The 14,013-nt window shown below is 73.1% G+C and carries 13 protein-coding genes; 11 read left to right on the top strand and 2 right to left on the bottom strand.

Features of this window, described 5'->3' with window-relative positions; translation table 11 throughout:
* Positions 1 to 105: 105 nt before the first annotated feature.
* From ACIQNU_RS34805 to pcaD, 7 genes are all read left to right on the top strand, one after another.
* Complete coding sequence (locus ACIQNU_RS34805; RefSeq protein WP_401373995.1) at positions 106 to 861, top strand: CoA transferase subunit A; 756 nt, start codon at positions 106 to 108, stop codon at positions 859 to 861.
* Positions 861 to 1,508: a CoA transferase subunit B gene (locus ACIQNU_RS34810; RefSeq protein ID WP_401373997.1), complete on the top strand. Its 648-nt coding sequence runs from the start codon at positions 861 to 863 to the stop codon at positions 1,506 to 1,508. Before ACIQNU_RS34805 ends, ACIQNU_RS34810 begins: the two co-directional genes overlap by 1 nt.
* Positions 1,505 to 2,740 carry a thiolase family protein gene (locus tag ACIQNU_RS34815; RefSeq protein ID WP_401373998.1) on the top strand — a complete coding sequence of 412 codons (1,236 nt, stop codon included), beginning with the start codon at positions 1,505 to 1,507 and terminating at the stop codon, positions 2,738 to 2,740. Before ACIQNU_RS34810 ends, ACIQNU_RS34815 begins: the two co-directional genes overlap by 4 nt.
* 61 nt (positions 2,741 to 2,801) lie before the next feature.
* Positions 2,802 to 3,572, top strand: coding sequence for a protocatechuate 3,4-dioxygenase subunit beta (gene pcaH / locus ACIQNU_RS34820; protein ID WP_401374000.1), 771 nt, complete (start codon positions 2,802 to 2,804; stop codon positions 3,570 to 3,572).
* A gap of 5 nt (positions 3,573 to 3,577) precedes the next feature.
* Complete coding sequence (gene pcaG / locus ACIQNU_RS34825) at positions 3,578 to 4,141, top strand: protocatechuate 3,4-dioxygenase subunit alpha (RefSeq protein ID WP_401374002.1); 564 nt, start codon at positions 3,578 to 3,580, stop codon at positions 4,139 to 4,141.
* A 5-nt stretch (positions 4,142 to 4,146) separates the two neighbouring features.
* Positions 4,147 to 5,640: an adenylosuccinate lyase family protein gene (locus tag ACIQNU_RS34830; RefSeq protein ID WP_401374176.1), complete on the top strand. Its 1,494-nt coding sequence runs from the start codon at positions 4,147 to 4,149 to the stop codon at positions 5,638 to 5,640.
* The gene (gene pcaD, locus ACIQNU_RS34835) at positions 5,637 to 6,761 is read left to right on the top strand and encodes a 3-oxoadipate enol-lactonase (RefSeq protein ID WP_401374003.1); all 1,125 of its coding nucleotides are present in this window, start codon (positions 5,637 to 5,639) and stop codon (positions 6,759 to 6,761) included. The genes ACIQNU_RS34830 and pcaD overlap by 4 nt, the downstream gene beginning before the upstream one ends.
* Before the next feature lie 34 nt (positions 6,762 to 6,795).
* On the opposite strand, the gene ACIQNU_RS34840 is transcribed toward pcaD, so the two are convergent.
* Entirely contained in the window at positions 6,796 to 9,507 is a 2,712-nt protein-coding gene (locus ACIQNU_RS34840) for an ATP-binding protein (RefSeq protein ID WP_401374004.1), read from the bottom strand.
* 206 nt (positions 9,508 to 9,713) lie between these two features.
* Here ACIQNU_RS34840 and ACIQNU_RS34845 point away from each other — a divergent pair, with 206 nt between their 5' ends.
* Positions 9,714 to 10,676, top strand: a complete 963-nt coding sequence (locus tag ACIQNU_RS34845) for a DUF2510 domain-containing protein (protein ID WP_401374006.1) — start codon at positions 9,714 to 9,716, stop codon at positions 10,674 to 10,676.
* A gap of 170 nt (positions 10,677 to 10,846) precedes the next feature.
* On the opposite strand, the gene ACIQNU_RS34850 is transcribed toward ACIQNU_RS34845, so the two are convergent.
* The gene (locus ACIQNU_RS34850) at positions 10,847 to 11,551 is read right to left on the bottom strand and encodes a TetR/AcrR family transcriptional regulator C-terminal ligand-binding domain-containing protein (protein ID WP_401374008.1); all 705 of its coding nucleotides are present in this window, start codon (positions 11,549 to 11,551) and stop codon (positions 10,847 to 10,849) included.
* Positions 11,552 to 11,903: 352 nt separating this feature from the next.
* Between ACIQNU_RS34850 and ACIQNU_RS34855 the strand changes: the two genes are divergently transcribed.
* The 3 genes from ACIQNU_RS34855 to ACIQNU_RS34865 are packed head-to-tail and all read left to right on the top strand — an operon-like array spanning position 11,904 to position 13,997.
* Positions 11,904 to 12,815: a phosphatase PAP2 family protein gene (locus ACIQNU_RS34855; RefSeq protein ID WP_401374010.1), complete on the top strand. Its 912-nt coding sequence runs from the start codon at positions 11,904 to 11,906 to the stop codon at positions 12,813 to 12,815.
* Positions 12,812 to 13,759 carry a DMT family transporter gene (locus ACIQNU_RS34860; protein ID WP_401374011.1) on the top strand — a complete coding sequence of 316 codons (948 nt, stop codon included), beginning with the start codon at positions 12,812 to 12,814 and terminating at the stop codon, positions 13,757 to 13,759. The genes ACIQNU_RS34855 and ACIQNU_RS34860 overlap by 4 nt, the downstream gene beginning before the upstream one ends.
* A gap of 49 nt (positions 13,760 to 13,808) precedes the next feature.
* A complete protein-coding gene (locus ACIQNU_RS34865) occupies positions 13,809 to 13,997 on the top strand; it encodes a CsbD family protein (protein ID WP_401374013.1) in 189 nt (62 codons plus the stop codon).
* The last annotated feature ends 16 nt before the right edge of the window (positions 13,998 to 14,013 follow it).

The raw sequence follows: 14,013 nt of genomic DNA on the forward strand, positions 1-14,013 counted from the left end.
CAGGCCCGCAGATGGCAACGTGACCGGCACTTCGGAAAATAGTCAGTGCCCTGACTATCTGATGCGGGACTCGGGATACTCGGGACACGGGATGGGGCGTCGCACATGGACAAGGTGGTGGGGTCGGCCGCCGAAGCGGTGGCGGACGTGAGCGCAGGCGCGTCCCTCGCGGTGGGCGGCTTCGGTCTCTCGGGCGTACCGAACGTCCTGATCCGCGCCCTCCATGAGCGGGGCGTCGACGGCCTGAAGGTGGTGTCGAACAACTGCGGGGCGATGGGCTCCGGGCTCGCGGTGCTGCTCGCGGCCGGCCGGATCGCCCGGGTGACCGGGTCCTACATCGGCGCCAACAAGGAGTTCGCGCGCCAGTACCTCGCCGGTGAGCTGGAGGTCGAGATGATCCCGCAGGGCACCCTCGCGGAGCGGCTGCGGGCGGGCGGCGCGGGCATCCCGGCGTTCTTCACACCGGCGGGTGTCGGCACGCAGGTCGCCGAGGGCGGCCTCCCCTGGCGCTACGACGGCCAGGGCGGTGTGGCCCTCGCGTCGCCGCCGAAGGAGGTCCGGGTGTTCGACGGCGTCGAGTACGTGATGGAGCGGGGCATCCGTACCGACTTCGCCCTGGTGCGCGCGGCGCGGGGCGACCGGCACGGGAACCTGGTGTTCGCGAAGTCGTCCCGCAACTTCAATCCGCTCGCCGCGATGGCGGGCCGCGTGACGATCGCCGAGGTCGAGGAGCTGGTGGAGCCGGGCGCGATCGATCCGGACCAGGTGCATCTCCCCGGTGTGTTCGTACGGCGGGTGATCGCGCTGACGCCGGAAGAGGCGGCGGACAAGGGGATCGAGAACAGGACGGTGAGCGCGTGATGGCGTGGACGCGTGAGGAGATGGCGGCGCGCGCGGCACGCGAGCTGCGCGACGGGCAGTACGTGAACCTGGGGATCGGGCTGCCGACGCTCATCCCGAACCATCTGCCGCCGGGCGTGGAAGTGGTTCTTGAGTCGGAGAACGGCATCCTCGGCACCGGCCCGTACCCGGGCGAGGACGAGGTGGACCCGGATCTGATCAACGCGGGCAAGGAGACCGTCACGGTCCTGCCCGGCGCTTCGTTCTTCGACTCGGCGCTGTCGTTCTCGATGATCCGGGGCGGCCACATCGATGTGGCGGTGCTGGGCGCGATGCAGGTGTCGGCGCGCGGCGACCTCGCCAACTGGGCCGTGCCGGGCAAGCTGATCACCGGGATCGGCGGCGCGATGGACCTCGTGCACGGCGCCCGGACGGTCCTCGTCGTGATGACGCACACCGCCAAGGACGGCAGGCCGAAACTCGTCGAGGAGTGCGATCTGCCGCTGACCGGGCGTGCCTGTGTGGACCGGGTGATCACCGAACTCGGCGTCCTCGACGTCACCGAGGACGGGCTGCTGCTGATCGAGACGGCGCCCGAAGTGAGCGCGGACGAGGTGCGGGAGCGGACCGGGGCCAAGGTCCGTTTCGCAGAAGGGGTCACGTCATGAGCGCCGGCCGAACGGTCCGGGACGTCTACATCTTGGACGCCGTACGCACCCCGGTCGGCCGCTACAACGGCGCCCTCGCCGCCGTACGCCCCGACGACCTGGCGGCCCACGCCATCCGTGAACTCCTCGCCCGGACACCGGAGTTGGACCCGGCGCGGATCGGGGACGTGTACCTCGGCAACGCGAACGGCGCCGGTGAGGAGAACCGGAACGTGGCCCGGATGGCGGCCCTGCTCGCGGGGCTCCCGGTCACCGTGCCCGGCGTGACCGTCAACCGGCTCTGCGCCTCGGGGCTCGAAGCCGTCGTCCAGGCCGCGCGCGCCGTCGCACTCGGCGACGCCTCGGTCGTGGTGGCGGGCGGCGTCGAGTCGATGACCCGCGCGCCGTACGTCCTGCCCAAGAGCGACCGGCCCTTCCCCGCCGGCCACCCCGAGCTGTACTCCACCACGCTCGGCTGGCGCATGGTCAACCCGGCGATGGACCCGCAGTGGACCGTCCCCCTGGGCGAGTCCGCCGAACTCGTCGCCGACAAGCACGGCCTGACCCGCGAGCAGCAGGACGCCTACGCGCTCTCGTCCCACCGGAAGGCCGCAGCCGCCCAGGCCGCCGGCCTCTTCGACGGCGAGATCGTCCCCGTCACGATCCCGCAGCGCAAGGGCGAGCCGATCGTGGTCGTCCGCGACGAGTCGGTACGCCCCGACACGAGCCTCGCGGCGCTGGCCCGGCTGAAGCCCTCCTTCCGTACGGAGGCGGAGCACGGAAGGGCCGGGACGGTCACGGCGGGCAACGCGTCACCGCTCAACGACGGCGCCGCCGCGCTCCTCCTCGTGGACGACGAAGGCCTCGCGGCGACCGGCCGGGAACCGCTCGCCCGGATCTCCGCGTCCGCCGTCTCCGCGAGCGAACCGCACTACTTCGGTCTCGCGCCCGTCGAGGCCGTCCGGCGCGCGCTGGCCAAGGCGGGCCGCACCTTCGCAGACCTGGCCACGCTTGAGCTGAACGAAGCCTTCGCCGCGCAGGTGCTCGGCTGTGTCGCGGAGTGGCCCGACCTCGACCCGGCGGTCCTCAACCCGCAGGGCGGAGCCCTCGCGCTCGGACACCCCCTCGGCGCCTCCGGGGCCCGCCTCGCCGGAACGGTCGCCCATCAGCTCGCGCGCCGGGGCGGCGGCACGGGTGTGGCGACCCTCTGCATCGGCGTGGGCCAGGGCCTCGCCCTCGTCATCGAACGCTAGCCATCGAACGTCAGCCACCGAACGTCAGCCATCGAACGGTAAGTAAGGAGGCCGGTCTCCCATGACGCTCACCCAGCAGGACATGGACGTCGAGATCGCCGACGCCCAGGACGCGTACGACAAGTCCCGCGCGGCGGGCGCCCCCGTACGGCACCATCCGCCGCGCGACTACGCCCCGTACCGCAGCTCCGCGTTGCGGCATCCCCGGCAGCCGCTGGTCGCGGTGGGCGGTGGGGACCCGGAGGCCGTCGAGCTGTCCGGGCCGGTGTTCGGCGCGACCGACATCACCGGGACCGACAGCGATCTCACGGTGCAGCACCAGGGCGAACCACTCGGCGAGCGCATCACCGTCACCGGACGGCTCCTGGACCGCGAGGGGCGCCCGGTGCGCGGCCAGCTCGTGGAGATCTGGCAGGCCAACGCCTCCGGCCGGTACGCCCATCTGCGCGACCAGCACCCGGCGCCGCTCGACCCGAACTTCACCGGCGTCGGCCGCACCCTCACCGACGACGACGGCCGCTACTCCTTCACCACGGTCAAGCCGGGCGCCTACCCGTGGCGCAACCACGACAACGCGTGGCGGCCCGCGCACATCCACTTCTCGGTGTTCGGCTCGGCGTTCACACAGCGGCTGATCACCCAGATGTACTTCCCGAACGATCCCCTCTTCCCCTACGACCCGATCCTGCGGTCCGTGACCGACACCGCGGCACGCGAGCGCCTCGTCGCCGCCTACCGCCATGACCTGTCGCGGTCGGAGTTCTCGCTCGGCTACGAGTGGGACATCGTCCTCGACGGTCCGTCCGCCACCTGGATCGAGGAAGGCCGCTGACTGCCATGCTGCCCACCCCCGCACAGACCGTCGGCCCCTTCTACGGCTATGCGCTGCCCTTCCCGGAGGGCGAGCAGATCGCGCCCAAGGGCCACCCCGGCACGGTCACCGTGCACGGTCACGTCCTCGACGGTGCCGGTGATCCGGTGCCGGACGCGCTCCTTGAGTTCTGGCAGGCGGACCCGGAAGGGTCGCTGAAGGGCGCCCCCGGGTCGCTGCGCCGGGACACGACGACAGGCGGCCATCTGGGCCGCAACGGCACCGACTTCACGGGCTTCGGGCGGGTGGCGACCGACGCGGACGGCCATTTCGCGCTGTTCACGCTGGAGCCCGGGGCCGCACCTGGCCATGCGGGACTTCCGTACATCGCCGTGTGCGTCTTCGCCCGAGGACTGCTGCACCATCTCTTCACCCGCGTGTATCTGGCGGACGGTCCCGATCCGCTCCTCGACGCGCTGCCGGACGAGCGGCGGGCCACGCTGGTCGCGCGACCGGGACCGCACCGGACGTACCGTTTCGACATCCGCCTTCAGGGCGAGGGCGAAACGGTCTTCCTGGAGTTTCCGTGACATCGATGGAGTCCGACGCGGGTCTGCTGGCTCCCGGGCGGGCCGGTTCGGCCGCCGAGGCCGCGACCGGTGACGGCGCGTTCCTGCGGGCGCTGCTCGACGCCGAGGCCGCGCTCACGCGGGCCCAGGCGGCGGTCGGGCTCGCGCCCGCCGAGGCGGCCCGCGCGGTGACGGCGGCGGCCGGGGACACCGCCCGCTTCGACGCCCGGGACCTCGCGCTGCGGGCCCGCGCCGGCGGCAACCCGGTGATCCCTCTGGTCGCGGATCTGACGGCGGCGGTGCCCGAGGAGTACGGGCCGTACGTCCATCGGGGGGCGACCAGTCAGGACATCCTCGACACCGCGATGATGCTCGTCGCGTCCCGCACCCTGGACCTGACCCTCGCTGACCTGTCCCGCACGGAGACCGCACTCGCCCGTCTGGCGACGGCCCACCGCGACACGGTGATGCCGGGCCGCACCCTGACCCAGCACGCGGTCCCGACGACCTTCGGCCTGAAGGCGGCGGGCTGGCGGTGGCTGGTACTGGACGCGCGGGACCGGTTGAGGGCGGTGCGGGAGGGGTTGCCGGCGCAGCTGGGGGGAGCAGCGGGAACACTGGCAGCCTTCGCCACATACGCAGCCCACGACGCCGAGTCCTCCCCCACCGGTCGCGCCGACCCCTTCCCCACCCGTCGCGACGAGTCCTCCCCGGCCCATCACGCCGACCTCTTCCCCACCGGTCGCGCCGAGTCCACCCCAACTCGTTGTGGGCAGGCGTCCCGCATGGCGGGACGGGTGGGCACAACCCCATGGGACCAGCTCCCCGGAATCTACGCCGACGAACTCGCCCTGACAGAACCACCGTTGCCGTGGCACACCCTCCGTACCCCCCTCGCCGACCTCACCGCCACCCTGACCTTCACAGCCGTCGCCCTGGGCAAAATCGCATCGGACGTCCTCACCCTGACCCGCACAGAAATCGCGGAAATCACCGAAGGCACCGGCGGCGCCTCCTCCGCCATGCCGCACAAGGCGAACCCGGTCCGCGCCACCCTCATCGCGGCGGCGGCCCGCCGCGCCCCCGGCCTCGCGGCCACCCTCTACGGCTGTGTCGCCGCCGAGGACGAACGGCCGGCCGGTGCCTGGCACGCCGAGTGGGAGCCGCTGCGCGACCTGCTCCGACTGGTGGGCGGGGCGGCGCACGACGCGGTGACCCTCACCGAAGGGCTCCAGGTGCACCCGGCCACGATGCGCGCCCACCTCGACCTCACCCACGGACTGATCGTCTCCGAGCGGCTGTCCGCCGAACTCGCCCCCCGCATCGGCCGGTCGCGCGCGAAGGCGCTCCTCACGGACGCGGCCCGCCGTGCCACATCCGAGGGCCGCCCGCTCGCGGACATCCTGGCCGCCGAACCCGACCTCGCGGAACTCGGCCTGGATCTCAACGAGTTGACCGACCCGACCGCCTACACGGGCTCCGCAGGAACCCTCACCGATCGCGCTCTGGAGCGCTCATGACCGACACAGCACTGCTCCACCACCGCGCCGAAGGACCAACCACCGCTCCCCCACTCCTCCTCGGCCCGTCACTGGGCACCTCGCTGGCCCTGTGGGACGCGGTCGCCCCCGAACTCTCCACCACGCACCGGGTGGTCCGCTGGGACCTGCCGGGCCATGGCGGCTCCCCCGCCGGACTGATCGGGCCGGGCGCCACCGTCGCCGATCTGGCGGCGCTGGTTCTGGCGCTCGCGGACGCGCTGGGCATCGACCGGTTCTCGTACGCGGGGGTCTCGCTCGGCGGCGCGGTGGGGCTGCACCTCGCGGTGCATCACCCCGAACGGGTCGAGCGGCTTGCGGTGTTGTGCTCGTCTGCGCACTTCGGCGGCGCGCAGCCGTGGCGGGAGCGGGCCGCGCTGGTACGGCGTGAGGGTACGGGTCCGGTCGCGGAGACGGCGCCCACGCGGTGGTTCACTCCGGGGTTCACGGTGCCCGCGCTGGTCGAGGACAACCGGCGGGCCGATCCGGAGGCGTACGCGGCATGCTGCGAGGCGCTGGCCGCGTACGACATCCGCGACGCCCTGCCGACGATCACCGCGCCGACCCTGCTGGTCGCGGGGCGCGAGGACACGGCGACACCGCCGCCGCATCTGCGGGAGATCGCCGACGCGGTGCCCGGTGCGTCGCTCACCGAGTTGGCGGGCGCCGCACATCTGGCACCGGCGGAGCGACCGGGGGCCGTACTCGCCGCGCTGCGGGGACACTTCGACGGGGAGCCGGGTCAGGGGATCGCGGTACGGCGTGCGGTGCTCGGTGACGCGCATGTGGACCGGGCGCAGGCGAGTACGGACGCCTTCACGGCGCGGTTCCAGGACTTCATCTCGCGGTACGCGTGGGGGGAGATCTGGACCGATCCGACACTGTCACGCCGGGAGCGCAGCGTGATCACGCTCACGGCCCTGGTGGCCCACGGCCACCTGGACGAACTGGCGATGCACACCCGGGCGGCCCGCCGCAACGGCCTGACCCCCGAGGAGATCGCCGCCGTCCTGATGCAGACAGCGGTCTACTGCGGCGTACCGGCGGCCAACGCGGCCTTCGCGGTGGCCCGCAGAACACTCGACGAGGAACCCCCGTCCTGACCCCCGACCTGCCCCGCCCCGGCAGCGGAGCGTCTCAGCGCAGTCCCCGCCCGGTCGCCAATACCTCCTCCGCCCGTGCCACCACCGCATCCGCCCCGCAGGATCTCGCCAGCGTCAGACCCCGGGTGAGTTCCGCGACGGACCTGGCGGCGATGCCGTAGTCGACGCGGGCGACCGCGTGTTCGTAGGCGCAGGGTGATGCCTCAAGGTAGGCCGCGGCCTGGGCGTACAGGGTGACCGAGCGCTGACCGGTCTCCAGTGCGGCAGCGCACCGCAGCGCCTCCCCTATGGCCGTGTCGGTACCGAACCGTTCGGCCTGGGCGCGGGCGTCCGCGGCGAGCGCCGCCGCCCGGCCGGGGTCGTCCTTCGCGAGGGCGCGGGCCAGATCCGCGGCCCACGGCGCCATGATCGTGTTGTGCCGGCCCCGGGCCGCCGCCGCCTTCTCGGCGGCCTCCAGCTCGTTCACGCCCTCCTTGACCCGCCCGGCCTCGATCAGCAGCCGTCCGCGTACGGAGTGGACGTCGGGCATGACGACGGTCGACGGGTACGGCGGCGCGAAGTTGTAGCGGTCCGCGACCTCCAGTGCCTGGTCGACATGGCCGCGGGCGAGCAGTGTGTCGATGAGCATGCACGCCGCGTCCCAGTGCATCGGCAGCCCGCGCCCGACCCGGTCGGCGAGCCGCAGGGCTTCCCGGAGATAGCCCTCCGCCTCGCTGAGCCGCCCGCGTCTGCGGTGCACGAATCCGACGAACGCCTGGGCGAGCGCGAGATGACCACCGCTCCAGCCCGCCGCCTGATACGCCCGCAGCGCCTCCGTGAACAGACTCTGCGCACGGTCGAGCCGGTCCGCGAAGGTGTACGAGGCGCCGAGCATCACGAGGAGTTCGAAGCCCCACTCGGTGTCGGTCCAGCCGAGACCGGGCGCGAGGCTGCCGTTGACGAGGGAGCGGTCGCAGAGTTCCACGACCGACTCGGCGCTCTCGCCCCGGTTCATGGCGTCGTAGGCGCGGAGTATCAGCAGGGCGCGTTCGGAGTTGTCGCGTCCGGTGAGGGGTCCGGCGAGCGCGGCGAGGCTGCGGGACCGGCCGGGTGAATCCTCCTCACCGGCGTGGATGCCTTCCCACATGTAGTGCATGGCCTGGAGCCTCAGCCGCGCGGGTCCCGGCGGCAGCCGTTCGGCCTCGGCGTCGACCGCGCCGACGGCCTCCTCCAGCTCGCCGTTGTGGACGAGTGCCTGGGAGAGTCGGCAGACGGCGTCCACGCGTGTGTCGCCTTCGAGCCCCGGGATCGCGAGGGCGTCCCGCAGATGCCCGATCGTGGTGACGGGCGAGGTCAGCAGGGTGGCGCAGCCGAGTTCGTACAGCACCCGGGCCTGGACCTCGGGCAACGGCGGCTCCTCCAGGGCCCGTTCGAGACAGCGCCGGGCCGCGTCGGGCGCGCCGACGGCGAGGTGTTCGCGGGCGGCCTGCCGTAGCTGCCCGACGAGTTGGGGATCGTCGTCCGGGTGGACTTCGAGGAGGTGCCGCGACGCCGCCGCGGCTCCCCGCCCGGACAGGGTGACCTCCGTCGCGGCCACGCCGTGGAACGCGGTGCGGGTGGCGGTCGGGATGGACTCGTAGACGGCACCGGCGATCAGCGGGTGCACGAACTCCAACTCGTCGCCGCCGGTGAGGCCGTCGCCGGTGAGGCTGTCGCCGCCCGCGCCGACGGAGCCGCCGTCGGCGACGGTGAGGATACGGGCGTTCCGCAGCACCTGCGCGTAGTGCTCGGCCTCCTCGTTCGACAGTCCGGCGAGTTTGGCGGCCAGTCCGAGCGAGATCCGGGTGCCGAGGATGGCGGCGGCCCAGGCGAGGCGGGTCGCCTTGGTGCCGAGCCCTTCGAGCCGGGCGACAAGGCCGAGGCCGCGCGCCGACTTGTTGAGGGCACGCAGTTCGGCGGCGGACGTCTCGACCGGATCGAGGCCGCTGTCCTGCACCTTGGCGAGGAGTTCCACGGTCTCGTACGGATTGCCTCCGGTGACCGCCCACACCTCGCGGCAGAACGGCGCGTCGGCGTGCTCGCCGAGTGTGGCGCGGGTGAGTCCGGCAGCCGCGTCCGGGGTGAGGGCGCGCAGCGTGGAACTGGGCCGCGCCGCGGCGCCGATCCGCTGGAGGAAGTGGGCGCTCTCGGCCACGGCCTCGCCCTGCCGGTGCGCGACCACGACGAACACCGAGAGGTCGTCGAGGCGTTCGGCGAAGGCGGCGAGCCAGCGCAGGGACTCCTGGTCGGCCCAGTGGGCGTCGTCGATGAGCAGCACGAGCGGCCACTCGATCTCGGCGAGCCGCCGGACGGCGACGACCAGACCTTCGCAGACACCCTGCGGGTCGGCCTGCCCCTCGCCGGGCGAGGCTATGCCGAGCGCGGGCCCCGCGATGTCGTACCAGCTGCCGAGGTGGTCCCGGGTCTCCTCGGGCGAGAGGGTGAGCAGCGCGGGTTGCAGCAACTGCCGTACGACGTTGAACGGTACGGAGGTGACGGTGGCGCCGCCGCGTGCCGACCACACCGTGCAGCGGCCTTCGGACATCCGGCGGACCTGGGCGAGCAGCGCGGTCTTGCCGATGCCCGCCTCGCCGGAGAAGACGAGCAGGCTGCCCGGCGAACCGGGGTCCGCGCAGAGCAGATCCACGGCTTCCGTGGCAGCGGCGATCTCGGTGTCACGCTCCCACAGCGGAGCCACGACGCCCCGTGCCGGCCGTCGCTGCGTCATCCCGCAACCTCCCGAGGTCGCCCTATCGATGTACAGACCCTTGAGATTAGCTGGCCGGAGGCCCGATGCGGGTGGGTCGGACGAGGTCCGCCCGAGTTGGGTGAAGTGACTTGCGGTGACGTGCCCGAGACGCTAAGGCATGTCCGGGCGGTCGCTTTTCCTGGGGCTCTCATGGGGATTTCAGGCACGTCTCCTACTGTTGCGGTATGACCCAGGTGACTCCTCCCGGCTGGTATCCCGACCCCGGGCAGACAAGTGACGGCCCGCCCACCGAGCGCTGGTGGGACGGCAGTGTGTGGACGGAACAGACCCGCGCCGCCGGGTCGGACGCCGTGTGGGGTCCGCCCGCGTATCCGCCCGCCTATCCGCCCGGTGCCCCGGCGCCGGACCAGCGGCGCAAGAAGAAGGTCCGCGCGGTGACGGGCGCGGTGGTGGCGCTGGTCGTGCTGGCGGGCATAGGCGGCGGGGTGTACGCCCTGACGGCCGGTGACGGCGGGAACGACGGCAAGGACCGTACGGCGGTGGAGCCTTCGCCCGGCGCGTCGTCGCCCGGCGGCCGGGGCGACACACCCCGGGAGCCGGGGACACCTGGCACACCGCCGCCGTCCGGTATGCCGTCGGTGCCGCCGAGCGAGGACGGTTTCGCGACCGACGCGGCGAGCGGCATCAGTCTGCCGGTGCCGGACGGCTGGACCGGGCAGTCGGGCTATGTGGGCGCCGAGGTGTCCACGGGTGCGTACAAGTGCCCCGGTGACACGTCCACGCAGTGTGTGCGGGGCGGGGTGTTCTCGGCTCCGGCGGCGGCGCTCAAGCTGACGCAGACGACGGCGGAGGCGGTGGCCAGGGCGGACATCGAGAAGAACGCCGAGGAGTCCTACGGCGGGGAGGCGTACGGAAAGATCAGCTCGCACGACGAGTTGGAGTCGAAGGCGGTGACGGTCGCGGGCGGTAAGGGCTATCTGATCCGCTGGAAGGTCGTCACGAGCAAGGGCGACGACGGGTACGTGGAGTCGCTGGCCTTCCCGTCCCCCATGAGCAAGGACCGGATCGTGCTGGTCCGTTCCGGCTTCGACGTCAGTGACAAGGCGCCGAAGCTGTCCGTGATGGACGAGATCAGGGAGGGCATCAAGAAGGCGCCCGAGGGCACGGGCAACGGTCAGGAGGCCTGAGCCCCGGCATGAGCCCCGACAGCCCGGTCCGGCCGGGGACACGGCGGACCGGGCGGGGCCTCTCCCCTGCGGGAGGGTCCGCCCGGTCCGGGTGGCGCGCCGCCCCCGTCCCCACGGTGCGGCGCGGGCAGGCCGCCGTCCGGTCATCCCTTGCGACGGCGGCCTGTCGTTCAGGTGCCCCCTGCGGGGGCGGTGGGTGAGCCGGACACGTCGGCCGCGTGCCCGGCGGGGTGCTCGGCGGAGTGCTCGGCCGCGCTTGAGGTGAGCCCGAGTGCGGGCAGCACCGACGCCTCGACGAACCGGGCCATGTACTCCGCGTCCGCGTACCGCCCCTCCAGGACGGGCCGTGCCCGCAGGACGCCGAACAGCTGGGCGGTGACGAACGCCGCCGCCGGGTGGTCCGCGGCGATCTCACCGCGTGCGACGGCGCGGCTCAGCATCGCGTCGATCGCCGTGACCTCCGGCTCGACCAGGGCTTCGAGCAGGGCACGCTTCAGCTCCGGGTCGTGCAGGACGGCGTGGCCGACCGCGTGCATGAGCTGGGTGTCGTCGCCCGATCTGTCACCGGCCGCGACCGCGGCGGCGCGGAGGTCGCCGGCGAGGCTGCCGGTGTCGATGTCGACGAAGCGCGCGCACCGGTTCGAACGGAGCGCGGCGGCGACGAACTGGGGCTTGGTCTTCCACTGCCGGTAGAGCGTGGACTTGCTGCACCGGGAGCGGGCGGCGATGCCCTCCATGGTCAGCGATTCGTACCCGCACGCGCGGAGCTGGTCGAGCGCGGCCTCGTAGAACTCGCGCTCCCGCTCCGGCGTGATCTTGGAGCGGCGCGACGGGACCGGTGCCTGTGCCGGTGCCTCTGCTGCCCGCGACGTCATGGCTCTTCTCCTCGCTCCGGCGGCCCTGGGGCCTGCGTCACATGCCCGTCGTTCGCCCGGTAGGGCGGGCCGGGCGGCGTCTGGTGCGTGCGATCGCAAGGCGCCGGAAGGTCCTCGTAGCGGCGCTACGTGGGCCTTTCGGCAACGCCGCGAGCGTGCGTGCCAGGCGTCGCACGGCAGACGGGCATGTGACGGCAGGCCCCACACCCTATCGATACGCCAGTGTACCGGTACGCGACCGTATCGGTACACTGTCGTATCGATAGGCGTCGGCCGGGCCACCCCACCGGGGTGAAGCGGCCGGCGCCCGTTCACCGCACCGCCACTCTCACGTCAGCAAAGGGGCCGGGGGATGGATTCCCGCACCGAGCCTTCCGCGCCGGACCCGGACATACCCGGTGATCCACCGGCCACGGTCCGCGGCGTCCGCGCCCGCGCGGCCCGTTCCGCCCCCGACCGCCCGCCGCTCCTGCGGGAACTGCTGCTCGTCGTCGGGCTCTTCGCCGTCTACAAGGCGGGCAGGCAACTGGCGACCGGCCACACCGAGGCCGCGTTCCGCAACGCCCGTCACGTCTGGGACGCCGAGCGGGCCCTGCGGCTGCCCGGCGAGGGCGCCGTACAGGGCGCGCTCCTGCACAGCGAGACACTGATCCACCTCGCCAACACCTATTACGCGGCCGTCCACTTCCCGGCGACCGCCCTGTTCCTGGTCTGGCTCTATCTGCGCCGCCCGGCCCACTACGTCCGGGCGCGGCGCGTCCTGGCCGTCCTCACGGCCGCCGCGCTCGTCCTGCACCTCGCCTACCCGCTGGCCCCGCCGCGCCTGCTGCGACTGACGGGTCTGGTGGACACCGGGCAGGTGTACGGGCCGACGGTGTACGGGGCCGCCCCGCGCGCGGACACGATGGCGAACCAGTTCGCGGCGATGCCGTCGCTGCACGTCGGGTGGGCGCTGATGGTCGCGATCGGCCTGATCGCCGCGGTCCGGTCCCGGTGGCGGTGGCTCTGGCTGCTGCATCCGCTGATCACCCTGCTCGTGGTCGTCGCCACGGCGAACCACTACTGGCTCGACGCGGTGGTCGCGGCGGTGCTGCTCGGGGGCGCGCTGGCGGTGGTACGGCGCTTCGGTACGGCGTCGCCCCGGCGGGTCGGCCTGGTGAGAGCGGACGCGGTGCCGTTCGGCGGGGCGGCCCCAGCCGGGATCTCGGGAGCCGAAGCCGGGGCCGGGGCCGGGGCCGGAGTCGGAGTCGGAGTCGGACGGTGAACGCCACCCTCGTCGCCGTAGCGCTCTCCCTGCTCTCCGCCGTCGCGTACGCCGCCGCTGCCGTCGCCCAGGAGCGTCTCGCCGCCCGTACCGCCGACACCGGCACCGGGCTGGTGCGGCTGCTGGGCACCGGTGCCTGGTGGTGGTCGGTCCTGCTGAACGCGGGCGGGGCGCTGCTGCATGTCACGGCCCTCGCCTTCGGTCCACTCACGCTGGTGCAGCCGCTCGGCGCGCTGACGTTGGTGGCGGCGGTGCCGCTGGGCGCGCGGATCGCCGGGCGGCGGGTGAGCGGCGTCGAGTGGCGCGGCACCGCGCTGACGCTGCTCGGCCTGGCCGCCCTGCTGATCACCGCGTCGGGGCCCGCGCCCGACGACACGTTGTCGCTGCCCGAGGCGGTCGCCGTGGCCGGCGTGACCGCCGTCCTGATCGGGCTCCTCTCGCGGCGGGGTGCGCGCCCGGGGCTGCGGCACGCGACCGCGTCCGGCTTCGCGTCGGGGGTGGCGTCGGCGCTCACGCAGACGGTGACGGTCGCCGCGACGGACCGGGCCGGGCCGCTGCTGAGCGCCCGGGTGATCGTGGTGGCGGTCCTGGTGGCGGCCTTCGCGATGGGCGGCCTGCTGCTGTCCCAGACCGCCTACCGTGGCGGGCTCGGCGCCCCGCTCGCCCTCGTCACCCTGGCCAACCCGGTCGCGGCGGCAATCATCGGACTGACCCTGCTCGGCGAACGCCTCCAGGGCGGGATCGCGGGGCTGGCCCTCGCCGCGGTGGGCGCGGCTGCGGCGGCACGCGGGGTGGTGATCCTGGCCCGCAGACCCCGCGAGATCCGGCCGCCCGACCAGCCACCGACGGCTCCGCCGGTTCCGGCACCCCATATTCCGGCCCCCGGAATCCCCGCCCAGCCGGACCCGGACACCCGAGATGCGCAGGCTTTCGACCGCGCCTAGCGTGGCAGACGTCCCCCAGTTCGACGCGAACGCGAACCAAGGAGCCGTCATGGGCGAAGGTGCCAAGGACAAGGCCAAAGGCAAGGCCAAGGAAATGATGGGCAAGGCGACCGGCGACGACCGTATGCAGGCCGAGGGCAAGACGGACAAGGCCAAGGGCACCGTCCGGGACGCCGCCCAGAGCGGTCGCGACAAGGCCAAGGGCGTACGCGACTCGCTCAAGCACGACGACAAGTGACCCGATACGGCTTACG

Origin of the sequence: Streptomyces sp. NPDC091292, from assembly GCF_044757265.1 — a bacterium.
In the GTDB taxonomy this organism is placed as follows: Bacteria; Actinomycetota; Actinomycetes; order Streptomycetales; family Streptomycetaceae; genus Streptomyces.